Here is a 22,470-nt window from a genome sequence, read left to right on the forward strand (position 1 = left end):
GTCAGGCCGCCAGCGCGAGGTCGGCAGGCTGGCCGCCGCCCACGTCGATGCCCAGCAGCCGCAGGATCTCGCGCTTTTCCTCGGCCAGACCCGACAAGTCGTGCGTTTTCTCGCGGTGCGCCAGATTGAATTCGCGCAGCACCCGCGCCGGACGCGGGCTGAACACCACGATGCGGTCGGCCAGGAATAACGCCTCGTCCACGTCGTGGGTCACCAGCAGCACGGTGGGCTTTTCCTGGGCGATGAGCTGGCGCAGCACGTCCTGCAGGGCCAGCCGCGTGAGCGCGTCCAGCGCGCCGAAGGGTTCGTCCATGAGCAGCGTCTGAGGCTGGGCCACGAAAGCGCGGGCCAGCGCGGCGCGCTGGCGCATGCCGCCCGACACCTGATGAGGGTAGTAATCCTCGAAACCGGACAGGCCGACGCGGGCCAGCCATTCGCGCGCCGCTTCGCGGGCGCGCGCTTTGGGCGTCTTCTGAAACTCCAGCGCCAGCGCAACGTTGTCGCGCAGCGTGAGCCAGGGATAGAGCGCATGCTCCTGGAACACCAGGGTGCGGCTGGGATCGGGGCCCTGCACCGGCTTGCCGTCGGCCAGGATGCGCCCCTGCGTGGGCTTTTCCAGCCCCGCCGCCAGGTGCAACAGCGTCGATTTGCCGCAACCCGAGGGCCCGACGAGTGCCACCAGCTCTCCGGTGGAGAACTGGCTGGAGAAACCGTCGACGACCGGAAGGTCGCCGAAACGCTTGTGGACGCTGTCGAAAGTCAGATTCATGAACGGATTGCCGGCGTGCGTGGGGAACGGGCCTAATCTAACAATTCGTTATATGAATCCCAACGATAAATATCGAATGTCTTAACTGCTACTGGTAATAAAGAAAAAAGCGGCCCGCAGGCCGCCTGCTCTCTTCCCGGGAGACGCGCCTCAACCGTCGATGCCGCGCGAAGCCAGGTAGTCTTCGTAGCCGCCGCGGTAATCGACGATCTCGCCGGACGGCAGAATCTCGATGACGCGGGTGGCCAGGCCGGAGACGAATTCGCGGTCGTGCGAGACGAAGATCAGCGTGCCTTGGTACTTCTCGAGCGCGAACTGCAGCGACTCGATGGATTCCATGTCGAGGTGGTTGGTGGGCTCGTCCAGCAGCAGCACGTTGTGGCGGCCCAGCATCAGGCGGCCGAAGGTCATGCGGTTCTTTTCGCCGCCCGACAGCACCTTGGGCGCCTTGGGCAGGTCGTCGGCCGAAAACAGCAGGCGGCCCAGCACGGACCGGATGGACTGGTCGTCGTCGCCCGGCTGGCGGTGTTCGCTCATCCAGTCGAGCAGGTTGATGTCGGTCTGCTGGAAGTCGTCGGAAACGTCCTGCGCCATGTAGCCCAGGTCGGCATTGTCGGACCACTTGACCGAGCCGGAATCCGGAGCCAGGTCATTGGCCAGCAGCCGCAGCAAGGTGGTCTTGCCCACGCCGTTCGCGCCGATGATGGCGATTTTCTCGCCCGCATCCACCATGGCCGAGAAATCGCGGATGACCGGGGCGTCGTACGACTTGGAGAGGTTCTCCACCGTAACCGCCAGGCGGTGCATGACCTTGTTCTGCTCGAAGCGGATGTAGGGGTTCTGCCGCGACGAGGGCTTGACCTCCACCTGCTCGGCCTTGATGCGGTCGATCTGCTTCAGGCGCGAGGTGGCCTGGCGCGATTTGGACTTGTTGGCCGCGAAGCGGCGCACGAAGTCCTGCAGCTCGGCCACCCGCTCCTTGGCCTTGGCGTTGTTGGCCACCAGCCGCTCGCGGGCCTGGGTGGAGGCCAGCATGTAGTCGTCGTAGTTGCCGGGGTAGATGCGGATCTCGCCGTAGTCCACGTCGGCCATGTGCGTGCACACCTGGTTCAGGAAGTGGCGGTCGTGGCTGATGATGATCATCGTGCTCTGGTAGCTGTTGAGCACGTTTTCCAGCCAGCGGATGGTGTTGATGTCCAGGTTGTTGGTGGGCTCGTCCAGCAGCAGCACGTCCGGATTGGAAAACAGCGCCTGCGCCAGCAGCACGCGCAGCTTCCAGCCCGGGGCGATCTCGCGCATGGGCAGGTTGTGCTGGTCCACGGCGATTTCCAGGCCCAGCAGCAGCTCGCCGGCGCGCGCCTCGGCCGTGTAGCCGTCGTACTCGGCGAACCTGGCCTCCAGGTCGGCCGCGCGCATGTAGTCGTCTTCGGTGGCCTCGGGGTTGGCGTAGATGGCGTCGCGCTCGGACATCGCGGCCCACATCTCGGTGTGGCCCATCATGACCACGTCCAGCACGCGCACGTCTTCGTAGGCGAACTGGTCCTGGCGCAGCTTGCCCAGCCGCACGCCGGGCTCCAGCGACACGTTGCCCGCCGTGGGCTCGAGGTCGCCGCCGATGATCTTCATGAACGTCGACTTGCCGGACCCGTTGGCCCCGATCAGCCCGTAGCGGTTGCCTTCTCCGAACTTGACGCTGACGTTCTCGAAAAGCGGCTTGGGACCGAACTGGATGGTGAGATTGGCGGTGGATATCACGGTGTGTTGTATGCGGGAGCGTAAGAGTGTTGCGGCGCGGGCGCGGCCGGGCCGGCGCGGCCGGAAAGCGCCGGGGGAAACCCGATAGTGTACCAAGCCGGCCGGAATGCCCGGTCCCGCGCCCGGATGCCCGCGCCCGGATGTCGCCTCGCGCGGGGCCGGCGCGTGCGCCGCGCTAGTGCGTGTGCTCGTCGATCACCAGATGCGCCATGCCCGGCTCGGTGGCCAGGCCCACTTTCTGGCCCACGGGCAGCGTGGCCTTGGTGGGCACGTGGCCATAGGGCAGCCCGGTCACGATGGGCACCTTGACGGTCTTGCGCAGCCAGTCCACCACGGCGGGCAGGTCATAGCCCTGGTCGTGCGGGGCGAGGCGGTAGTCGGAGAAACGGCCCAGCAGAATGGCTTTCTGCCGCTGCAGGACGCCGGCCTGCCAGAGCTGGATCAGCATGCGCTCCACGCGGTAGGGATGCTCGGCCACGTCTTCGAGGAACAGGATGCCGCCGCGCACCTTGGGCATGTAGGGCGTGCCCAGCAGGGAGGCCACCATGGCAAGGTTGCCGCCCCAGAGAATGCCGCGGCAGTCGACGGGGTCGGCGTCCTGCGTTTCGAAACTGAGGATTTCGAGTTCGCCGCGCATGATCTCGCCGAACAGCGCTTCGGTGAGGTCGTCCACTTTCCTGCCGCCGAAATCGGCCACGGCGGTGGCGCCCGAGTAGCTCACGGCGCCGGTCTGCGCCAGCAGGGCGAGGTTGAAGGCGGTGAAGTCGCTCATGCCGACGAAACGCTTGCCGCTGTCGGCCATGGCCTTCCAGTCGATGGCGTGCAGCAGCCGGCCCAGCCCATAGCCGCCGCGCGTGGCCATGACGATGGGCAGCTTCTGCTTGACGGCCCGCGCGAGGCTGGCCAGGCGCTGGGCGTCCGTGCCGGCGAAGCGCTGGTGCCGGGCCAGCGCGGTGCGGTCCAGCGCGGTCTTGAACCCCTGGGCCTGCAGGCGTTCGCGCGCCAGCGCGACGGTGGCGGGGTCGCGCACGGCCGAAGACGGCGAAATCAGGTAGATGCCCCGCGCGCCGGGACGCGGCTGGGCGTGGCCGTGATCATGGTCGTGATCGTGGTGATCGTGGCCGCAGTCCGCGCCGCATTCGGGGCCGTGCGCGGAAGCGGGATGGCTGCGGCGCGCCGCGGCGCGCTTGGAAGTCGTCATGCCTGGGGTTCCTTGCGACGGCGTTCGCGGAAGAAGCCGCGCAGCAATTCGCCGCAAGGCTCGGCCAGCACGCCGCCGGTGACTGAAGTGTGATGATTGAGCCGCGACACCGCGCCCACGTCGAGCACGCTGCCGCAGGCGCCGGTCTTGGGATCGTGCGCGCCGAACACCACGCGCGCCAGCCGCGCGTGCAACATGGCGCCGATGCACATGACGCAGGGCTCCAGCGTGACGTACACGCTGATGCCGGGCAGGCGGTAGTTTTCGAGCGCGCGCGCGGCCTGGCGCAGGGCCACGATCTCGGCGTGGGCCGTGGGGTCGTGGTCGAGGATGGTGCGGTTAAAGCCCTCTCCCAGCACTTCGCCCCGCGCCGACACCACCACCGCGCCGACCGGCACCTCGCCGACGGCGCAGGCCCGGCGCGCCTGGTCCAGCGCCAGCTCCATGTAGCGGGCGTCCTGGGCGGTCCAGGGCGCGGGCGGCTCGAGCAGCGCCTCAGCCACGGTACACCCGCGACTTCAGCGCGATGCGGCCGGCCAGGCTGGTGACGGCCTCTTCCAGCCACTGGTACAGCTCGGCGTTTTCGTCGTAGCGCGCCTGGTTGAGATTGGACACCCGCCCTTCTTCGATGAAGCCCCAGGCCCGGCTGCGCTTGTCGCGATGCTTGGGATCCCAGACCCCGAACGCGAAGCCGCCGGCGCGGCGGATGAGCGAAAAGCAGGGAATGTCGGTGTAGCCGTCGCCCACGAACACCATCTGGTCGAAGGGCACGCGCAGCCGGTCTTCGGGCACCTTGCGGTTCACCTCGAAGGGCTTGTTGCGGAACTCCGGCCCGATGATGCCTTTCTGGATGTGGAACAGGTAGCGCGTCTTGTCGGTGAAGCTCACCACCCGGCGCGGGAAGCTGATGCCGCCGTCCTCGCCGTAGATGAATTCGGAAGCCCAGATCTCGGTGAACTCGTGCGCGATGGGCGTGTGCCGCACCACGTCGCCGATGCCGCTGGAGATCAGGTAGAACTCGAGCTGCACCTTGGGATGCTCGGCGCGCACGGCCGCGCGCAGGCGCTGGAACAGCGTGGTCACGCCGTCGTGCAGCTCCAGCCTGGCGCCCCAATCCCGCAGCCGCTGCCGGGTGATGAGCCCGTGCGTGCCGGCCCGCGAGAGCTGGATCATCTGGTACAGGTACGCGGGCACCGGATCCCAGTCGTGTTTCGAGAGCAGCGGGTCGACCCGTTCTTTCCAGAACGAGGCCGTGTCCACGCCCATGCTCTCGAGAAAGCCGGAGGTGCTGTCCGCGGCCAGCGTATCGTCGAAATCGAAAATCAGGGCGATGACGTCGGACATGAATATGCGGGAATGAGGGCGACAGCCGCCATTTTGCCTGAATGCGGCGGCGGCCGCGCGCCCTGCTCCCCGCCCCGCGCGCCGGCGGCGCGGCCCGCGTCGGGCCTTCAGCGCGGCTGCGATCCCATGGGCTGCGCGCCCATGCCGCCCTGCGAGGACGGAGGCAGGGGCTGCGAACCCGGCGTGCCGGCCGGCACCTGGATGACGGTTTCGCGCAGCACGCCGCCGCCCTGCACGCTGCCGCGCACCGTGGTGGGCGAGGTCATCTGCGTCATGCAGTCCTGCTGCGAGCCGGCGGGCAGGCGCTGGCAGCGCTCCATCATGTTCTGCTGGTATTGCCCCGAGTCGGCGTCCTTCAGGTGATTGCGCAGCGCCTCCTGGCGCGCCGCGCCCGCCTCGCGCAGGCAGGCCGCCCGCTCCTGGCCGGTGGCGCCGCTCTTGCAGTTCTTCACGTCCTGTTCGTACTGGGCCTGGATGCCCGCGCGCCCGATGGCGTCGGCGGCGTGGGCCGCGCCCGCGGCCAGGACGAGTCCGGCCGCGCAGAGCGCGGCGGCCAGGTGTTGGCGATGGATGCGAAGTCCGTTCATGGTCACCTCCTAAAAGGATTGAACACGACGGCCGGTTTCCCGCGCCGTCTTCCGAAATCAACTATCCCACGATGCCACGGCGGCGGCGTATCTTCCGACGTGTATTCGTAAGCCAAAGTATCCGCCCATTTCCGCCGCCGCCCCGCGACACTTTGCCGCAGCCCGGCCGCCGCCCGCGCAAAAAAGGGGCTGGATCATCCCTTTTTGCCGGGCGCGGCGCAGACGCCCGCCGGTGCAGCTTGTTACGGCTTGGCGCTCACCGGGCATCGCGTTCGGCGTCGGCCTGGCTGATGCGGCTGCGGTACGTGGCCGCCCGCATCAGCAGCATGGCGGTGACCGGCGAAGACACGATGAGCAGCAGCGTGATGATGACCTCGTGGAACACCGGGCGGGAAGCCAGCGCCGAAAACACCAGGATGGACGCGCCCAGCACGCAGCCGCAGCCCAGGGTGTTGCCCAGCGTGGGCGCGTGGATGCGCGCCTGGAACGTGCGGAACCGCAGCAGCCCGGCCGAGCCGGTGAGCGCGAGCAGCCCGCCCATCACCAGGAGTATGGAGGCGGGTATGCCCGCCCACAAGGGAATCGGCGTGTCGATCATGGTTCGATGACCTCCCCGCGCAGCAGGAAACGCGCCATGGCCGTGGAACCCACGAAACCGAACAGCGCGATCAGCAGCGCGATGTCGAAATAGACGGACGTGCCCGAGCGGATGCCGAACACCAGCATGGTCAGCATGCCGTTGATGTAGAGCGCGTCCAGCGCCAGCACGCGGTCCTGCGCCGTGGGGCCGCGCAGCAGCCGCGCGGCGGCCAGCACCATGCCCAGGGCGAAGCACAGCAGGGCGAAGGAAGCGGCCCAATACAGTACGGTATTCATTCGAAAATCTCCTTGAGCGGACGCTCGTAGCGCTGCTGCACCAGCCGCACCCAGTATTCCTCGTTCTGCAGGTCGAGCACGTGCAGCTTGAGCCGGTGGTCTTCGGTGAGATCCACCCACACCGTGCCCGGCGTGTAGGTGACGATGCAGGCCAGCATGGCCAGCCCGTGCGGGTCGCGCAGCGTGAGCGGAATCATGATGAACCCGGGCGAGAAGTCGTTGGGCCGGGGGTTCAGGATGAGCCGCGCCACGGCCAGGTTCGACTTGATGATGTCCAGGGTGACATGCAGGAACAGCGGCACCGCCTTCCAGAGACGGTGCGGGCGCGCCTTGAGCGGCCGCAGCCGCGACGCGGCCCAGGTGAACCAGAGCGCCAGCGCGATGCCCAGCGCGATCTGCCCGGCCGACAGGCTTTGGTTGAGCACCAGCCACAGGACGAACAGGAAAACGGGCAGGAACAGGAAATAGAGTCGGCGCATCAGCTTCCTCCCTGCATGCCGCGCACGGTCTGCGCCGCCATGACGGCGTCGATATAGGTGCGGGGCTGGTCCAGCGAGCGGGCGGCGTCGTCGAGGTAGGCCGACACCGGGCCGGCCCCCGCGGCCAGGGCCACGCACAGGAGGATGAGGACCGCCACCGGCCCGGCCTCGATCACGCGCAGCCGCGGCGTGCCGCGTTCGTCGCTCGCCCAGAACACGCGGATGCCGGCGCGGCCCAGCCCGATCAGCCCGGCCAGCCCCGAGGCCAGCACCGCCGCCACCAGGATCCACGCGTCGATGGGCGGCGCCGATTCGTTGGCGGCCGACACCGCCGCCGACAGCAGCGAGAACTTGGCCACGAAGCCCGACAGCGGCGGCAGGCCCGTGGCGAGCAGCGCGCAGGATACGAAGGCCAGGCCCAGGAAGGCCATGGCGGCCGGAATCGCCACGCCCACCACGTCGTCGGAGCGGTTGGCCGAGGCCGGGTCGTCCAGGTCGAACGCGTCCAGCGTCACGGCGAGCACGTTGGCGCCGAAGCTGCGGGTGCGCTCGATCATCTCGGCGAGCAGGAAGAACGCGCCCGTGGTGAGCACGGAACTGATGAGGTAGAAGAGCGCGGGCCCGGTCAGCGTGACGCCCGGCATGCCCAGCGCCGTCAGCAGCGTGCCCGCCGACATGATGACGCAATAGCTCACGAGCTTCTCGAGCTGCTGGCTGGCCAGCAGCCCCAGGCCGCCGAAGAGCAGCGTGGCCAGTCCGGCGGCGAACATCCAGTCGAGGCTGAACGCGGCCGGCGCGCCGGTGGGCAGCAGCAGCGAGCCGATGCGCAACAGCGCATAGATGCCCACCTTGGTCATGATGGAGAACATGGCGGCCACCGGCGCGCCGGCCGAGCCGTAGCCCTTGACGAGCCAGAAGTTCAGCGGCCACGCGCCCGCCTTCACCAGGAACGCCACGCCCAGGATGGCCGCGCCAGCCTCGAACAGCATGCGGTCGCCGCCGGTGAGCTCGCCCGCGCGCAGCGCCAGGTCGGCCAGGTTGAGCGTGCCCGTCACGCCGTAGATGAGCGCAATGCTGATGAGCAGCAGAAACGAGGCCACCAGGTTGACGGCGATGTATTGCAGCCCGGCGCTCACCCGCGCCATGCCCGAGCCGTGCAGCAGCAGGCCGTAGGACGCCGCCAGCAGCACCTCGAAGAACACGAAGAGATTGAACAGGTCGCCCGTGAGGAAGGCGCCGTTCAGGCCCATGAGCAGGAACTGGAACAGCGAATGGAAGTGCACGCCGGCGCGGTCCCAGCGGGCGAGCGCGTACACCAGCGTAGCCAGGCCCAGCACCGCGTTGAGCGTGAGCATCACGGCGGCCAGCCGGTCGACCACCAGCACGATGCCGAAGGGCGCGGGCCAGTCGCCCACCAGGTAGACGCCCACGCCCGTGGGCCAGGGGCCGGCCGCGCCGGCGCCGGCGGCCGCCAGCAGCGCAAGGGCCGCCGCCAACTGGGCCAGCGCCGCGACCGTGGAGATGGCGCCGCGCGCGTAGCGGCTGGTGTCGGACAGCAGCAGCATGACCGCGCCGGCGGCCAGCGGAATGACGATGGGGAGGACGGGAAGATGATGCAGCAGGAAACTCAAGATTCGGACTCCCGTCCGTCGACGTGGTCGGTGCCCGTCAGGCCGCGCGAGGCGAGCAGGACGACCAGGAACAACGCCGTCGTGGCGAAGCCGATGACGATGGCGGTGAGCACCAGCGCCTGCGGCAGCGGATCGGCATACCAGGAAGGATCATGGGCGGCGGCCGGGTCCACCACGGGCGGGCGGCCGGAGGCCAGCCGGCCCATGCCGAAGATGAAGAGGTTCACCGCGTAGGAAACCAGCGACAGCCCCATGATGAACTGGAACGTGCGCGGCCGCAGCAGCAGCCACACTCCCGAGCCGGCCAGCACGCCGATTGCGAGGGCGTAGACCCATTCCATCAGGCTTCTCCCGTTTGTTGTTGGACGGCCGGGACGTGGCTTTCCGCCGCGGCCTTGCGCTGCGCGCGCAGCGACTGGTGAGCCAGCGCCACCAGCACCAGCACCGTGGCCCCCACCACCAGCATGTACACGCCCAGGTCGAAGACGAGCACGCTGGACACGTGGACATGGCCCACCAGCGGCAACGCCACGTCCCAGGCCAGCGCGCTCAGGAACGGCTTGTAGGCAAACCAGGCGGCCACCGCCGCGCCGCCCGCCAGGATGAGGCCCGTGCCGATCCAGTTCTGGGGGTTGAGGCGGCTGCGCGACTCCACCCAGTACACCCCGCCCGCCATGTATTGCAGGATGACCGAGGTGGCGAAGATCAGGCCGCCCACGAAGCCGCCGCCGGGCTGGTTGTGCCCGCGCAGCAGGAAGTACACGGAAATCAGCGCGGCGGTGGGCAGCAGCAGGCGCACCAGCACGGCCGGCACCATCATGGAGGCGTCGCGCGGCACCGGGGCCTTGATGTCGGGGGGCTCGCGCACGCCGCCGTCCTGGTCGAGTTGCTGGCGCGGCAGGTCGGCGCTCTCCGGCGCGGGGCGGAACCGGCGCAGCAGCGCATAGACCGTGAGCGCCACGATGCCCAGCACGGTGATTTCGCCGAAGGTATCGAAGCCGCGGAAATCCACCAGGATCACGTTGACCACGTTGGTGCCGCCGCCGTCGGGCAGCGCGCGTTCGACGAAAAACGAGGAAATCGTGCCCGCCTGGGGACGGGACAGCACCGCATAGGCCAGCCCCGCCATGCCGGCGCCCGCGGCGATGGCCACGGCCAGGTCGCGCAGGCGCCGGCTGCGCGCGCGCAGCGTGGCCTTGCCCGGCTCGTCGTCTTCGATGCGGCGCGGCAGCCAGCGCAGTCCCAGCAGCAGCAGCACCAGCGTCACGACTTCCACCGAGAGCTGCGTGAGCGCCAGGTCGGGCGCCGAGAACCAGACGAAGGTCAGGCAGGTGACCAGGCCCGCGGCGCCGGCCAGCGCCAGCGACGCCAGCCGGTGGTATTTCGCCTGGTACGCCGCGGCTACGGCGCTCGTGCCGCCCACCACCCAGAGCAGCAGGAACACGGGGTCTACCGTCTGCGGCAGCCCTCCTCCCTCGAACCAGCCGCCCGCGCGCAACGGCAGCCAGGCCACGAACAGCGTGCCCAGCACGATGAGCAGCATCTGCACCTGCAGGCGCGAGGTGGCCAGCCGGCGCAGCAGCCAGGACGCCGCCACGCTGGAGCCGTCGAGCAGGGCCTCGAAGCTGCGGCGGCCGTCCAGCCGGTAGATGAAGGGCACGCGCCCGGGGTTGGCCTGCTGGTGGGCGCGCAGGGCGAGATAGATGACGACGCCGGCGGTCATGGCGACCACGCTCATGATGAGCGGCAGGTTGATGCCGTGCCAGACCGCCAGGCTGTATTCGGGCATGTCGGCGCCCAGGATGCTGCGGGCCGCCGTGGCCAGGAACGGGCCCACCGTCAGGCCCGGCAAAATGCCCACGACCAGGCACATGAACACCAGCAGCGCGCTGGGAAACAGCATCCAGCGCGGCGGCTCGTGCGGCGCGCGCGGCAGGTCGGTGGCCGGCGGCCCGAAGAAGACCTGCAGGATGAAGCGCAGCGAATACGCCACGCTGAAGGCCCCCGCCACCGTGGCCGCCAGCGGCAGGCCGGTGCGGGTGAGCCAGTCGCCGCTCACGAAGGTGGTTTCGGCGAAGAACATTTCCTTGGAAATGAAGCCGTTGAGCAGCGGCACGCCCGCCATGGACGCGGCCGCCACCATGGCGAGCGCCGCCGTGATGGGCATGGCCTTGTGCAGGCCGGAAAGCCGCGTGAGGTCGCGCGTGCCCGTTTCGTGGTCCACGATGCCCGCGGCCATGAAGAGCGAGGCCTTGAACGTGGCGTGGTTCACCATGTGGAAAATGGCCGCCACCAGGGCCAGGGAGCTGTTCAGCCCGAGCAGCAGCGTAATCAGCCCCAGGTGGCTGATGGTGGAATAGGCCAGCACCCCTTTCATGTCCTGCTGGAAGATGGCGGCGTAGGCGCCCAGCACCAGCGTGACCAGCCCCGCCCCGCCGATGATCCAGAACCACTCGTCGGTGCCGGACAGCACCGGCCAGAACCGCGCCAGCAGGAACACGCCCGCCTTCACCATGGTGGCCGAGTGCAGGTAGGCCGACACGGGCGTGGGCGCGGCCATGGCGTTGGGCAGCCAGAAATGGAAGGGAAACTGCGCGCTCTTGGTGAGCGCGCCCAACCCCAGCAGGACCAGCACGGCCGGATACCAGGGGTCGGCGCGCACCAGGTCGCCGGCGGCCAGGACGCGGTCCAGGTCGTAGCTGCCCACGATGTGGCCCAGGATGAGCACGCCGGCCAGCAGGCACAGCCCGCCCGCGCCCGTGACCGTCAGCGCCATGCGGGCGCCGCGCCGCGCGTCCAGGCGGTGGTGCCAGTACGCGATCAGCATGAAGGAGGCCAGGCTGGTCATTTCCCAGAACATGACGAGCTGGATGAGGTTGCCCGAAAGCACCACGCCCAGCATGGCGGCCATGAACGCCTGGAAAAAAGAGAAGAAGCGCGGCACCGGGTCTTCCGGCGACATGTAGTAGCGCGCGTACAGCACGATGAGCGCGCCCATTCCCGACACGATGAGGGCGAACAGCCAGGCGAAACCGTCCATGCGCAGGGTGAACTGCAGGCCGAGGGCGGGCGCCCAGGGCATGTCGGCCCGGATGACCTTTCCGTGGGAGATGTCGGGATACAGGCTGATGACCAGCAGCGCACAGGCCAGGGCGATGATGCCGGCCAGCCACGCTTCGGCGTTGCGGGCATTGGACGGCAGCAACGCGGCGCACAGGCTGCCGGCGAAAGGCAGAGCGAGTATCAGGATCAGCGACATGGCGTTCCGAGTGTGTCCGGGCCCCCCTTCCGCGGCCCGGGACAGCGGAAGACGAAACAGCCGGGGAGGTGAAAACGGACGGAACCCTCAACCGGAGCGTCGCTGCACGGCACGCGGCCCGCTCGGGGCCTCACCTACGCCATTGAAGGCGTGGACGGAAACATGCGCAACAGTTTTCTTGCAAGACCCGGCCGGGAATCTCACCCGGAAAAATATCAGATTCTTGTAAGTTATGCAGGAATTTGTGCGCGTACCGGGCCGATCGCAGCATGATCGCTGCGCAATCGTTGCGCAGCCGCCAGCCCGCGCTGCGGGTTCCTCCGCATATCGGACTGTGACATTTTTGTGTGCAATTGCGCCCACGAAGCGCGCAGAAGCCGGATGCGGCCCTGTTCCGCGCTTCGGGGCGCAATGTGTCCCGATTTTGGACACAGGCGCCTCCCGATAAAGAACCGACGATTCCGGAGAAGACACTTGAACCTGCTGACCCATGCCAAGGCCGCCCTGGCCGCCGCCATTGCCGGGCTCTGCCTGGCGGCTCCCGCCCAGGCCGCGGACGCCTACCCGAACAAACCCATCCGGCTCATCGTGCCCTTTGCGGCGGGCGGCACCACCGATATCGTGGCCCGCATCGTGGCCGAGGGCCTGACCCGCGAGCTGGGCCAGCCGGTCGTGGTGGAGAACCGGGGCGGCGGCGGCGGCTCGATCGGCGCGGACGCGCTGGTGCGTTCGGCGCCCGACGGCTACACCCTGGGCGTGGCCACCGTCAGCACCATGGCGACGAACCCGGCCACCAACCCCAACAACCCCTACGACCCCATCAAGGATTTCACGCCCATCACCAACCTGGTCAACGTGCCCAACGTGCTGACCGTGAACCCGAAGGTGCCGGCCAAGACGCTGGCCGAATTCATCACCCTGCTCAAGAGCAACCCCGGCAAGTACAGCTACGCCTCCTCGGGCACCGGCGGCATCAGCCACCTGGACGGCGAGCTCTTCAAGTCGCTGACCAACACCGACATGGTGCACGTGCCCTACCGCGGCTCGGGCCCGGCGCTCAACGACACGATCGCCGGCCAGGTGAATGCCCAGTTCGACAACCTGCCCTCCTCGCTGCCCCACATCCAGGCCGGCAAGCTGCGCGCCCTGGCCGTGGCCGCGCCCAAGCGCCTGCCTTCGCTGCCCGACGTGCCCAACTTCGCCGAGGCCGGCCTGCCGCAGATGGACAACATGGCCTGGTACGGCCTGGTCGCCCCGGCCGGCACGCCCAAGGCCGTGGTTGACCGCGTGCACGACGCCGCCGTCAAGGCCCTGAAGGATCCCAAGATCGCGCAGCGCCTGGCCGACGGCGGCGCGCTGGTCGACGGCAACACGCCGGCCGAGTACGCCGCGCAGATCAAGCGCGAGCTGGAACTGCGCCAGCGCATCGCCAAGGAACGCAACATCAAGCTCACCAACTGAGGCAGCGGCGGCGCGCCGGGGCAAGCCCCGGCGCGCCCGGCCCGCTTGACGGAAAACGCGCGGGTGGTAGCATCTGCGCCCGTGCGTTCCCTTCTTTTCTCCTTCCCCGCCGTTTCCGCCCAGGCCGTCCGCGCCTGGCGCGCCTTGCGCTGCACGCTGCTGAGCTCGCAGGAAGCGGCCGCGCGCTCGGCCTACGCCCGCTCCAAGCCCGGCTAATCGCCCGCCCCCTCCCCCTCTTTCCCGAATTGGCCGGCCCACGCGGCGCCGCGCGCACAGGCGCGCGCCTCCGCTCGCCGGGCCCTGCGCCCCGCCGCGTGGCCGGGCGCCGCGCCACGCCATCTTGCCGCCGCATCCGCCGCGGCGGTTCGCCATGCACCCGATTGCTTCGTACGCCATGCAACTCACCAAGAATTTCGTCAAAGCCAAGAACCCTTGCGCCGGAGGCTACAAATGGTTCCTGCGCGACCACAACGGCCAGGGCGACTACCAGGCCGTGCTCGACGCCCTGGTCGCCGACGGCCGCGTGGGCGACGCCTGCTGGCTGCTGGACCAGTTCGGCCCCACCGACGCGGTGCTCGAGCTGGACGAGCTCGACGCCACGGCGCTGGTGTTCGCCGGCGCGATCCAGGTGCGCCGGGGCGTCAGCGTGGACACGATCGTGCGCGCGGGGCGCGGCATCTCGGCCGGCGGCGGCATCCGCGCCGGCGAGTCCATCATTGCCGGCGAGAATATCGCGTCGGGCGCGCAGATCGCCAGCGCGGGCAACCTGCGCGCGGGCGGCGACATCGCCGCCGAATGGGGCATCGAAACCGGCGCGCGCCTGGACTGCGCGGGCAACGTGCGCGCCAAATGGGACATCTGCGCGGGCCAGGACCTGGCCGTGGTCGGCCATTTGCAGGCGGGCCAGGACATCGCATCGCAAGGCGCGCTGAGCGCCGGCCAGGGCATCAAGGCCGGCGGCGATATCCGCGCCGGCAAAGACATCCATGCCGCCTGCGGCATCCAGGCCGCAGGCGGCATCCGCGCCGGCGGCCATCTGCAGGCCGGCTGGGGCCTGATCGCCGGCGCGGACATCGTGGCCGAAGGCTCGATCCGCGCGGGCGAAGGCGTGCACGCCGGCGGCGACATCGAAGCCGGCGCCGGCCACGGCGTTTATGCCGGGCTGTCCGTGCGCCTGGACGCCTGGGCCGTCTGCGCCCGCGTCCTCGCCCGCCGCCGGCCCGCGCAACTGGTCAGCGGCCACTGGGCCGGCGAGGACGCCTAAAACCGGCCCTCGCGCCGCGGGCCGGCGTTGAACACCAGCAGCAGGCCGCCCAGGATGGCAGCCATGCCCGCCAGGCTGAGCCCCGACATGCGGTTGCCGAACACCAGGTAGTCCAGCGCCGCCGTGCCGACCGGCACGAGGTAGAACAGGCTGGTGACGTTGACCAGGTTGCCGGTCTGGATCATGCGGTAAAAGAGCAGTGTCGCGCCCACCGAAATCACCCAGGCCATCCAGATCAGCGGCACCAGGAACTCCCAGCTCCAGCGCACCTGCATGGGCTGGAACGGCACGCAAGCCAGGCAGGCCAGCAGACCGACCACGTATTGCAGCGGCAGCACGTCCATGGGCGGCTGCCCCAGCCGTTTCTGCAGCATGGCGCCGCCCGTCATGCAGAGCAGCGCCGCCAGCGCGCAGGCCATGCCGGCCGGCGAGAAGCGCGCCAGCACGATGCCTTGCAGCATGACCAGCGCCAGCCCGCCCATCGCGAGCAACAGTCCGGCCAGCCTTTGCGCCGGAAAGCGCCGCTCGGTCAGCGCCAGCGTCAGGATGGGCTGCGCGCCCAGCAGCGTGGCGAGCACGCCGGGCGTGATGCCGCGATCCAGGGCCAGCAGGTAGAAGATGGTGTAGCCCCCGATCAGCGTAAGCCCGGTCGCGGCCGCGAGGCCGCGCGAGCCCGGCGCCGGCAGCCAGCGCCGGCGCCGCAGGCCGAGCAGGGCCAGCAGCGCCAGCGCGAGCACGAAGCGCCAGAGCAGGAACGCGAAAGCGGAGGCGTGCGCGAGCCCCCATTTGGCGAAGATCGCGCCGCCGCTCCAGAGCAGCACGAAAAGCGCGGTGGAGCCGTATGCGGCCCACCTGCCTTGATTTGCAGACATGAGTTCACCTGTCATTCGTAGGAATCGAACCCCCTTCCTCCGGCGAGCCGTGCCGGCCCGCGCGGCGCGCACGCGCGGCGTCAGCCGCCGCGGGCGGATGCCGGGCGAAAAAACGGAAAGGAAGGGACTAAAGCGGGATCAGCCGAGGACGACGGCCGCCGGCGGCGACACCGGGGACAGGGGCCGGCCCATTGGGGGCTGGCCCATTGGGGGCTGCCCCATGACGGGCCGGCTCGTCGTGGCCGGAGCCGCCGCGGCGCGGGGCGCGACAGGAGAGACTCGGAAAAGAACGCGCACGCGCGAACCGGCCGCGCGCGGGGCGCGGAGCGGAAAAGCGGATGCAAGGGCGCAAGCCATGGGCGTGAACGTTCCGGAGAGAAGCACAGCAGGCGCAAAGCCTAATGCACGGCGCGCGCCGCCGTCAAGCCTGCCTCGTCGGCCGCGCCGCATTGCGCCGTACCGCGCCACGCTCAGGCGCCCAGCGCGCGCTGCGGCACGCCCAGGTCGCGCCACGCTTCGCCGTGGCAGGTGAACATCAGGATCTGGTGGCGCGTGGCGGCGTCGAACAGCGCCCGCTTCATGAAATCGCGCCGCGCGTCGTCGGTATGGACCAGCGCGTCATCCAGCACCAGCAGGGTCGGCCGGCCGGCTTCGCGCAACAGATCCGCGTACGCGAACCGCGCCAGCAGGCCGAGCTGTTCGCGGGTGCCGAAGCTGAGCGCTTCCAGCGGGTCTTCGCCCTGGCCGCGCGCCAGCGCCGCGGGCAGCAGCGCGTCGTCCAGCCGCAGCCGCGCCTGGGGCATGAGCAGGTCCAGATAATGCCCCAGGCGGCGCGCCAGCGGGGCCTGCAGGCGCTGGGTGGCTTCGCGCCGCTGCTGCCCCAGCAGCTCGTGCAGCAGGTCCAGCGCGCGGGCGCGCCGCGCCAGCTCGTCGCGGCGGCGCGCCAGGCGTTCGCAGGCAGCCTCGGCTTCGGACAGCCGCTCGCCCAGTCCCTGGGCGCCGGCCTGTTCCAGCTTGCCCTGCAATTGCAGGATCTCCTCGTGGCGGCGGTGCTGCGCCTCGCGCTCGATGGCGGCGGATTTCTCGTAGCGCGCCGCGTCCTGCTCGGCCAGGTCGGGCCGATGGCCGGCCAGCGCGGCCTGCGCCTCCTGTACGCGCCGCGCCAGGGCGTCGTGGCGGCTGCGCGCCTCGGCCAACTGCCCGCCGCGCTCGCGCCGAAGTTGCGCGCGGACAGACGATTCGAACTCCGCCTGCCGGGCGCCGGCCTGCACGCGCAGCACCTGCGCGCGCGCCGCGTCGGCGTCGGCGGCGCGCTGCGCGGCCACGAAAGCGTGGCTGGCCTGCTCCAGCGCGGCCTCGGCGGCGCGCAGCGCCTCGCGAGCTTCGGCGAGATCCTGCTGCCCGCCCTCGCCGGCCTCGTGTCCGGCCGGCGGCAGGCGGGCCAGCCGCTCAAGCAATTGTCCGCGCCGCGCCAGGGCCTCGTCGCGCTGCTCGCGCAGCGCGTCCACGCCCTGGGGCGCATGAATGGCCAGCATCTTGCGCACGCCTTCCTGCTCGCGCGCCAATGCGGCGCAGCGCGCATGGCGCGCCTCGGCCTCGGCGGCGTCCGCCGCGCCCAGCCGCGCCAGCAGCCCGTCGCGCGCGGCGCGCGCCGCTTCCAGGTCGCGGCCGAGCGCCGGCAGATCCTCGCCGCCCGGCTCGATGCGCAGGCGCCCGAACCCGGGCAGCTCCAGTTCAGCCGCGCCGGTCAGCAGCACGTCGCCCGACCCGTCCAGCGGCGCGCCGTCCAGCCGCGCCTGCCGGCCCGGCTCCAGCGCGTAGCGCAGCCGCGTGGCCGCCGCCTGCTGGCGCAGCGCCAGATCGGCCAGTTCGCGCTCGCGGGCGCGCAGCGCCTGCATGTCCGCCTCGGCGATCCCGATGCGCGCCTGCTCGGCCTTCAGCCGCGCGCCCTGTTCGATGAGCGCCATGGCCTCGCGCACGGCGGCCTCCAGGCGCACGGCCTCGCGTTCCAGCGGCTGGCGCTGCGCCTCCAGCTCGCGGCGCTCGGCCTGCGACCGCGCCTGGCGCTCGCGGCGGCGGGCCGTCTCGGCCGCCGCCGCCCGCGCGTCGCGCGCCTGCTGCGCCGCCGCCAGGGCCTGCCGCGAAGACTCGGCCCGCCGCGCGGCCTGGTCGAGTTCGGCCTGGGCGGCGCGCAGCGCCGCCTCGTCCTGCTGGTCGCGCGCCACCTGCTCCTGCAGCAGCGCCAGGTGCCGCGCCGCCTGCGACTGCTCGCGCCGCAGGACTTCCAGCGATTCGCGTTCGCGCGCCAGGGCCGCGAGCCGCGCGCGCGCCTCGGCCGCGCGCGCCTCGAAACCTTTCCACGGCTCTTCGGCCTGGGCCCGCGCGTGGGCCTCGCGCAGCGCGGCCAGCCGGTCCACGTCGGCATCGAGCTGAGCCTGGGCGCGGGCGCATTCGTCACGCTCTGCCAGCGCGGCGGCCAGGGCTTCCTCCGCCTCTTTGTAGGGCCCCTTGGGGCGGCCGTTGCGCGCGTCCAGCAGCGCCCCACGTTCGGCTGCGACCCGGTCGTGCAGACGGTCGCCGTCGCCGCCGGCCAGTTCGCCGGTCAGTTCCGTGAGGGCCTGGCGCAGGTGCGTTTCGGCGCGGCGCGCGGCGGCCTGGATGTCCTGCCCTTCGCCTTGCTGGATCCACAGCAGGCCGGGCACGCCCGCCAGCTCGGGCTTGCTCTGGCCGCGCGCCGGCAGCTCGAAGCCCAGCAGCGCGGCCAGCGCGTTCTCGGCTTCCTCGCCTTCGAGGCGCCGCGCGCCGCCGTCGATCAGCAGTTCGCAGCGCGGGCGGGCGAGGAAGTGTTTTTTCAGCGCGTATTCGTGGCCGCCGTGAGAGAAAGACAGTTCCACCGTGGGACGCGCGCCGGACTCGCCGCGCGGCGCCAGGTCGGACACCGTGCGCGTGCCGTGGCGCTCCAGGAAAGCCGCGCGCAGGGCGGCCGCCACCGTGCTCTTGCCGGCCTCGTTCGGCCCCACGAACAGGTTCAGGCCCGCGTCCAGGCCGTCCAGCACCAGGGGATCGCGGAACTTGCGGAATTCCGCCAGCGCGATGCGGGCGAGCTTCATTGCGCGCTCCCGTTGGCCAGTTCGCGCTGATAGCGCAGCAGCAGCCGCAGGGCCTCGGCGGCCTCTTCCGGCTGCGCGCCCTCGGCCTGCATGGCCTGCAGGCGGGCCGCGACCTCGGCCACATAGCCTTGCGCGCCCAGCGCGGCCAGGTCGGCCTGGTCGGGTTCGAGCTGCAGCCCCGACCAGTCGGCGAGCAACGCGCGCGCCTGCGCCGCGGCTCGCGCCACGGCCTGCCGCAAGGCTTCCCAGTCGCGTTCGTTGAGGTGGCCGCGCACGTCCAGCCTGAGCACGTCGTCGCCGCGCAGCCCGTCCAGCCGCGCGGCCAGGGCCTCGACGTCGCTGGACACGCCCAGCGTCTCGATCCAGGCCGACCACCGGTAGCGTCCCACCGCCACGCGCTCGACTTCGGGACCGGCGCCCGGCCCGGCGATACGCACATCCAGCACGTAGCCGGGCTCGTTGCCGCGGAAGCGGTCGGGCTCCGGCGTGCCGGCATACCAGGTGCGGGCATCGACCGCCAGGCAGCCGTGCCAGTCGCCCAGCGCCAGGTAATCGAGCCGCGCCCGGGCGGCGCGGTCCGGCGCGATGGGATTGGCGGCGTCGGCGGATTCGGGCAGGCGGCCGGCCACGCTGCCGTGCGCCAGCCCCACGCGCACCCGGCCGGGCGCGCTGTCCATGAGATCGAAAACCTGGGTCACGTCGTCGTGCGTGTGGCGCTGCCTGAGCGGCGCGGCCAGCACCGCCAGGCCGGCGCCGGGCAGGTCCACCACCTGCGCCGCCATGGGCGCGTGGACGTTGGCCGGGATGCAGCCCAGGCGCCGGGCGCGGCTCCAGACGCTCTCGGCCAGGGCCGCGTCGTGGTTGCCGGCGATCATGACCCAGGGCCCGGCATAGGCCGACAGCGCCGCGAACAGGCGGCGCACGGTGCGGTCGGACACGGCCTGCGTGTCGAACACGTCGCCCGCCACCAGCACCGCGTCCACGCGGCGTTCGGCGGCCAGGGCGGCGATGCGCGCCACGGTTTCCAGCCGCGCCTCGGCCAGCAGGGCGGCGTCTTCGGTTTCGAATTGCCCGTACTGGCGCCCGATCTGCCAGTCGGCGGTATGCAGGAAATGAGTCATGGGGCGGATTTTGGCACAAGCCCCCGCCTCTTCGCGGCCGGGCCGCGCAGGCGGCCCGGCGCCGCGCGCCCCGGGAATCAGGCGCTCTTGCCGTCCAGCACCAGCGGCTGGCTCACGCGGCCGCGGCGCTCGTAGCGGGACAGGTCCAGCCCATCGGTGTGGATGGCCGGGCGCTTGCCCATGACCAGGTCGGCCACCAGCTTGCCCGAGCCGCAGGCCATGGTCCAGCCCAGCGTGCCGTGGCCGGTGTTCAGGTAGAGGTTGCCGTAGCGGGTGGCCCCCACGATGGGCGTGCTGTCGGGCGTCATGGGGCGCAGGCCGGTCCAGAACTCGGCCGCCGGCAGGTCGCCGCAGCCGGGGAACAGGTCGTTCACCACGAGCTCCAGGGTCTTGCGGCGCGCATCCTTCAGGCGCAGGTCGAAACCGGAAAGCTCGGCCATGCCGCCCACGCGGATGCGGCGGTCGAACCGCGTGACGGCGACCTTGTAGGTTTCGTCGAGCACGGTGGAAACCGGCGCGGCGGATTCGTCTGTCATGGGAATGGTGAGCGAATAGCCCTTGACCGGGTAGACGGGCAGGTCCAGGCCCAGAGGCGCGAGAAAGCGCCGCGTATAGCTGCCGAAGGCGGCAACGTAGCGGTCCGCCGTGAGCGTCTGGCCGCCGACCCGCACGCCGCTGATCTGCCCGCCGGCGGCGGCCAGCGCCTCGACCTGCTGGCCGTAGCGGAATTCCACGCCCAGCCCGGCCGCCAGTTCGGCCAGGCGCACGGTGAAGAGGCGGCAATCGCCGGTTTCGTCGTTGGGCAGGCGCAGGCCGCCCGACAGCTTGTGCGCGGCGCGCGCCAGCGCGGGCTCGGCCGTGACCAGACGGTTGCGGTCCAGCAGTTCGTACGGCACGCCCACCTCTTCGAGCACAGCGATGTCGCGGCGCGCCGCTTCCATCTGCGCTTCGGTGCGGAAAAGCTGCAGCGTGCCGCGCGCGCGTTCCTCGTAGTGGATGCCGGCGGCGGCGCGCAGCTCGCGCAGGCAGTCGCGGCTGTATTCGGCCAGGCGCAGCATGCGCTCTTTGTTGACGGCGTAGCGGTCGGCCGAGCAATTGGCCAGCATGGCCGCCATCCAGCGCCATTGATACAGCGTGCCGTCGGGGCGGATGGCCAGCGGCGCGTGTTTCTGGAACATCCACTTCAGGGCCTTGAGCGGAATGCCCGGGGCGGCCCAGGGCGTCGAATAGCCGGGCGAGACCTGGCCGGCATTGCCGTAGCTGGTTTCGAGGGCGGAACCGGGCTGCCGCTCCAGCACCGTGACCTTGGCGCCCAGCCGCGCCAGGTAATAAGCGGTGGTGGTGCCTATGACGCCGCTGCCAAGGACGATGACGTGCATGATTCTTTCCCGTGTTTGGATTCGAGCCGTAATTTCGGTAGTCTATGAGCCGCATTGCAGTGAAAGTCACTGAAAATTCATATTGGGCAGTGGTTTTTCCCGCCAAGCCGGTTTTTTTCCTTTTTCGATAGTGAAAATGCGCGACCTCGACCGTATCGACCTGAAAATGCTGGATATTCTTCAACGCGAGGGCCGCATTTCCGTCACGGAACTGGCCGAGCGGGTCAACCTGTCGGCCACCCCTTGCTCGGACCGCCTCAAGCGCATGGAACGAGAGGGCGTGATCACCGGCTATCACGCGCGCGTCAATCCGGCGGCGCTGGGCAAGAACCTGCTGGTGTTCCTGGAGATCAAGCTGTCGGCCAAATCCGGCGACGTGTTCGACAAGGTCAAGAAAGAGCTGATGTACGTGCCCGAGGTCATGGAATGCCACCTGGTGTCCGGCGATTTCGACTACCTGGTGAAGGCGCGCCTGACCGAAATGAACGAATACCGCCGCCTGCTGGGCGAAATCCTCAAGCGCCTGCCCGCTTCGGCCGAGTCGCGCAGCTACGTGGTCATGGAGGAAATCAAGGAAACCCTGTTCCTGCCGGTGGACCGCTAGGACGTGGCGCCGGGACAGCGCCCGGCCCGCGCCATGCGGCATGCTTGCGCGGTTTGTTACCGGCCGGCGCGGCCGCGGCTGGTATGCTGGCGGCCCCCGGACGCACGCGACGTCATCCGACCCTTATTCTTATGACCCGTCTTTACAAATACTTTTTCCGCGGCCTCATCACGGTGCTGCCGCTGGCCCTGACCCTCTACCTGCTGTACATCTTCCTGGCCTGGACCGAGGCGGTGGCGCTGACGTTCCTGCGCCCCTTCATCGGCGGGTTCTACATTCCGGGCATGGGGCTGGCGCTGGGCGTGCTGGGCATTCTGCTCATCGGCTACCTGGTTTCCAAGGAGCGCGTGCAGCGCGTCCTGCTGCTGCTGGAAATGCCGTTCACCAACCTGCCCGTGGTCAAGAGCATTTATTCCTCGCTCAAGAGCTTCGCCGACTATTTCTCGCCCTCGTCCAAGGCCACGGCCCAGCAGGTGGTGATCCTGCGCATGCCCGGCCAGCAGCTGGAGCTGGTGGGGCTGGTCACCCGCCGCAATCTCGACGACCTGCCCGAGGGCTTCACGCCGGGCGAGCGCGTGGCCGTCTACCTGCCCATGGGCTACATGATCGGCGGCTACACGGTGTTCGTGCCGCGCGAATGGGTGCACCCCATCCAGATGTCGGTGGAAGAAGCCATGCGCTCTTCGCTCATTGCCTGGATGGCGCGCGCCGAGAACGGCGGCCGCGCGCCCGCCGCGCCATCCGAACCCGCTCCCCCC

The 22,470-nt window shown here is 70.1% G+C and carries 21 protein-coding genes; 5 read left to right on the forward strand and 16 right to left on the reverse strand.

Features of this window, described 5'->3' with window-relative positions:
• Window position 1 precedes the first annotated feature (1 nt).
• The 12 genes from NGJ44_RS20020 to NGJ44_RS20075 form a co-directional block, all read right to left on the reverse strand.
• Window positions 2-769 carry an ABC transporter ATP-binding protein gene (locus tag NGJ44_RS20020; RefSeq protein WP_053246688.1) on the reverse strand — a complete coding sequence of 256 codons (768 nt, stop codon included), beginning with the start codon at window positions 767-769 and terminating at the stop codon, window positions 2-4.
• A gap of 150 nt (window positions 770-919) precedes the next feature.
• Window positions 920-2,524, reverse strand: coding sequence for an ABC-F family ATPase (locus NGJ44_RS20025; RefSeq protein ID WP_053246687.1), 1,605 nt, complete (start codon window positions 2,522-2,524; stop codon window positions 920-922).
• 175 nt (window positions 2,525-2,699) lie between these two features.
• Window positions 2,700-3,725 (reverse strand): LD-carboxypeptidase, encoded by a 1,026-nt coding sequence (locus NGJ44_RS20030; protein ID WP_251865403.1) that lies wholly within the window; start codon window positions 3,723-3,725, stop codon window positions 2,700-2,702.
• Window positions 3,722-4,228 carry a tRNA adenosine(34) deaminase TadA gene (tadA, locus tag NGJ44_RS20035; protein ID WP_286012413.1) on the reverse strand — a complete coding sequence of 169 codons (507 nt, stop codon included), beginning with the start codon at window positions 4,226-4,228 and terminating at the stop codon, window positions 3,722-3,724. The genes NGJ44_RS20030 and tadA overlap by 4 nt, the downstream gene beginning before the upstream one ends.
• Window positions 4,221-5,069 carry an HAD family hydrolase gene (locus NGJ44_RS20040; RefSeq protein ID WP_251865405.1) on the reverse strand — a complete coding sequence of 283 codons (849 nt, stop codon included), beginning with the start codon at window positions 5,067-5,069 and terminating at the stop codon, window positions 4,221-4,223. Before NGJ44_RS20040 ends, tadA begins: the two co-directional genes overlap by 8 nt.
• Window positions 5,070-5,176: 107 nt before the next feature.
• Complete coding sequence (locus NGJ44_RS20045; protein ID WP_251865407.1) at window positions 5,177-5,656, reverse strand: hypothetical protein; 480 nt, start codon at window positions 5,654-5,656, stop codon at window positions 5,177-5,179.
• 256 nt (window positions 5,657-5,912) lie between these two features.
• Complete coding sequence (gene mnhG, locus NGJ44_RS20050; protein ID WP_251865409.1) at window positions 5,913-6,254, reverse strand: monovalent cation/H(+) antiporter subunit G; 342 nt, start codon at window positions 6,252-6,254, stop codon at window positions 5,913-5,915.
• On the reverse strand, window positions 6,251-6,532 hold the full coding sequence (locus NGJ44_RS20055) for a K+/H+ antiporter subunit F (protein WP_251865411.1): 282 nt from the start codon (window positions 6,530-6,532) through the stop codon (window positions 6,251-6,253). Before NGJ44_RS20055 ends, mnhG begins: the two co-directional genes overlap by 4 nt.
• Window positions 6,529-7,011, reverse strand: a complete 483-nt coding sequence (locus tag NGJ44_RS20060; RefSeq protein WP_251865413.1) for a Na+/H+ antiporter subunit E — start codon at window positions 7,009-7,011, stop codon at window positions 6,529-6,531. The genes NGJ44_RS20055 and NGJ44_RS20060 overlap by 4 nt, the downstream gene beginning before the upstream one ends.
• The gene (locus NGJ44_RS20065; protein ID WP_251865415.1) at window positions 7,011-8,642 is read right to left on the reverse strand and encodes a monovalent cation/H+ antiporter subunit D; all 1,632 of its coding nucleotides are present in this window, start codon (window positions 8,640-8,642) and stop codon (window positions 7,011-7,013) included. Before NGJ44_RS20065 ends, NGJ44_RS20060 begins: the two co-directional genes overlap by 1 nt.
• Window positions 8,639-8,983, reverse strand: a complete 345-nt coding sequence (locus NGJ44_RS20070; protein ID WP_251865417.1) for a Na+/H+ antiporter subunit C — start codon at window positions 8,981-8,983, stop codon at window positions 8,639-8,641. Before NGJ44_RS20070 ends, NGJ44_RS20065 begins: the two co-directional genes overlap by 4 nt.
• Entirely contained in the window at window positions 8,983-11,901 is a 2,919-nt protein-coding gene (locus NGJ44_RS20075; protein WP_251865418.1) for a monovalent cation/H+ antiporter subunit A, read from the reverse strand. The genes NGJ44_RS20070 and NGJ44_RS20075 overlap by 1 nt, the downstream gene beginning before the upstream one ends.
• A 474-nt stretch (window positions 11,902-12,375) precedes the next feature.
• On the opposite strand from NGJ44_RS20075, the gene NGJ44_RS20080 reads away from it, so the two are divergent.
• The 3 genes from NGJ44_RS20080 to NGJ44_RS20085 all read left to right on the forward strand — a co-directional run bounded on the left by NGJ44_RS20080 (window position 12,376) and on the right by NGJ44_RS20085 (window position 14,626).
• Window positions 12,376-13,362 (forward strand): Bug family tripartite tricarboxylate transporter substrate binding protein, encoded by a 987-nt coding sequence (locus NGJ44_RS20080; RefSeq protein WP_053244499.1) that lies wholly within the window; start codon window positions 12,376-12,378, stop codon window positions 13,360-13,362.
• Window positions 13,363-13,443: 81 nt separating this feature from the next.
• Window positions 13,444-13,578, forward strand: coding sequence for a hypothetical protein (locus NGJ44_RS23145; protein ID WP_286012414.1), 135 nt, complete (start codon window positions 13,444-13,446; stop codon window positions 13,576-13,578).
• A 178-nt stretch (window positions 13,579-13,756) separates the two neighbouring features.
• Entirely contained in the window at window positions 13,757-14,626 is an 870-nt protein-coding gene (locus NGJ44_RS20085) for a FapA family protein (protein WP_251865427.1), read from the forward strand.
• On the opposite strand, the gene NGJ44_RS20090 is transcribed toward NGJ44_RS20085, so the two are convergent.
• The 4 genes from NGJ44_RS20090 to NGJ44_RS20105 form a co-directional block, all read right to left on the reverse strand.
• Window positions 14,623-15,498, reverse strand: a complete 876-nt coding sequence (locus tag NGJ44_RS20090) for a DMT family transporter (protein ID WP_251865420.1) — start codon at window positions 15,496-15,498, stop codon at window positions 14,623-14,625. The genes NGJ44_RS20085 and NGJ44_RS20090 overlap by 4 nt on opposite strands.
• A 470-nt stretch (window positions 15,499-15,968) precedes the next feature.
• Window positions 15,969-18,608 (reverse strand): AAA family ATPase, encoded by a 2,640-nt coding sequence (locus tag NGJ44_RS20095; protein WP_251865421.1) that lies wholly within the window; start codon window positions 18,606-18,608, stop codon window positions 15,969-15,971.
• Complete coding sequence (locus NGJ44_RS20100) at window positions 18,605-19,729, reverse strand: metallophosphoesterase family protein (RefSeq protein WP_251865422.1); 1,125 nt, start codon at window positions 19,727-19,729, stop codon at window positions 18,605-18,607. Before NGJ44_RS20100 ends, NGJ44_RS20095 begins: the two co-directional genes overlap by 4 nt.
• Window positions 19,730-19,806: 77 nt before the next feature.
• A complete protein-coding gene (locus NGJ44_RS20105; protein WP_251865423.1) occupies window positions 19,807-21,108 on the reverse strand; it encodes a D-amino acid dehydrogenase in 1,302 nt (433 codons plus the stop codon).
• A 136-nt stretch (window positions 21,109-21,244) separates the two neighbouring features.
• Between NGJ44_RS20105 and NGJ44_RS20110 the strand changes: the two genes are divergently transcribed.
• Together NGJ44_RS20110 and NGJ44_RS20115 are read left to right on the forward strand one after the other, a co-directional pair.
• Window positions 21,245-21,712 (forward strand): Lrp/AsnC ligand binding domain-containing protein, encoded by a 468-nt coding sequence (locus NGJ44_RS20110; protein ID WP_053246677.1) that lies wholly within the window; start codon window positions 21,245-21,247, stop codon window positions 21,710-21,712.
• 131 nt (window positions 21,713-21,843) lie between these two features.
• Window positions 21,844-22,470: DUF502 domain-containing protein (locus NGJ44_RS20115; protein WP_251865424.1), on the forward strand; the 627-nt coding region annotated here is incomplete at its 3' end.

This window comes from Achromobacter sp. Marseille-Q4962, from assembly GCF_943737005.1.
Lineage (GTDB): Bacteria > Pseudomonadota > Gammaproteobacteria > Burkholderiales > Burkholderiaceae_B > Achromobacter.

Excerpts from the sequence above, each read along its gene's own strand:
- NGJ44_RS20085 (WP_251865427.1), top strand. The coding sequence starts at position 13,757 with ATGCAACTCACCAAGAATTTCGTCAAAGCCAAGAACCCTTGCGCCGGA.
- NGJ44_RS20040 (WP_251865405.1), bottom strand. The coding sequence starts at position 5,069 with ATGTCCGACGTCATCGCCCTGATTTTCGATTTCGACGATACGCTGGCC.
- NGJ44_RS20095 (WP_251865421.1), bottom strand. The coding sequence starts at position 18,608 with ATGAAGCTCGCCCGCATCGCGCTGGCGGAATTCCGCAAGTTCCGCGAT.
- mnhG (WP_251865409.1), bottom strand. The coding sequence starts at position 6,254 with ATGATCGACACGCCGATTCCCTTGTGGGCGGGCATACCCGCCTCCATA.
- NGJ44_RS20045 (WP_251865407.1), bottom strand. The coding sequence starts at position 5,656 with ATGAACGGACTTCGCATCCATCGCCAACACCTGGCCGCCGCGCTCTGC.
- NGJ44_RS20070 (WP_251865417.1), bottom strand. The coding sequence starts at position 8,983 with ATGGAATGGGTCTACGCCCTCGCAATCGGCGTGCTGGCCGGCTCGGGA.
- NGJ44_RS20075 (WP_251865418.1), bottom strand. The coding sequence starts at position 11,901 with ATGTCGCTGATCCTGATACTCGCTCTGCCTTTCGCCGGCAGCCTGTGC.
- NGJ44_RS20060 (WP_251865413.1), bottom strand. The coding sequence starts at position 7,011 with ATGCGCCGACTCTATTTCCTGTTCCTGCCCGTTTTCCTGTTCGTCCTG.
- NGJ44_RS20110 (WP_053246677.1), top strand. The coding sequence starts at position 21,245 with ATGCGCGACCTCGACCGTATCGACCTGAAAATGCTGGATATTCTTCAA.
- NGJ44_RS20100 (WP_251865422.1), bottom strand. The coding sequence starts at position 19,729 with ATGACTCATTTCCTGCATACCGCCGACTGGCAGATCGGGCGCCAGTAC.
- NGJ44_RS20055 (WP_251865411.1), bottom strand. The coding sequence starts at position 6,532 with ATGAATACCGTACTGTATTGGGCCGCTTCCTTCGCCCTGCTGTGCTTC.
- NGJ44_RS20030 (WP_251865403.1), bottom strand. The coding sequence starts at position 3,725 with ATGACGACTTCCAAGCGCGCCGCGGCGCGCCGCAGCCATCCCGCTTCC.
- NGJ44_RS20090 (WP_251865420.1), bottom strand. The coding sequence starts at position 15,498 with ATGTCTGCAAATCAAGGCAGGTGGGCCGCATACGGCTCCACCGCGCTT.
- NGJ44_RS20020 (WP_053246688.1), bottom strand. The coding sequence starts at position 769 with ATGAATCTGACTTTCGACAGCGTCCACAAGCGTTTCGGCGACCTTCCG.
- NGJ44_RS20105 (WP_251865423.1), bottom strand. The coding sequence starts at position 21,108 with ATGCACGTCATCGTCCTTGGCAGCGGCGTCATAGGCACCACCACCGCT.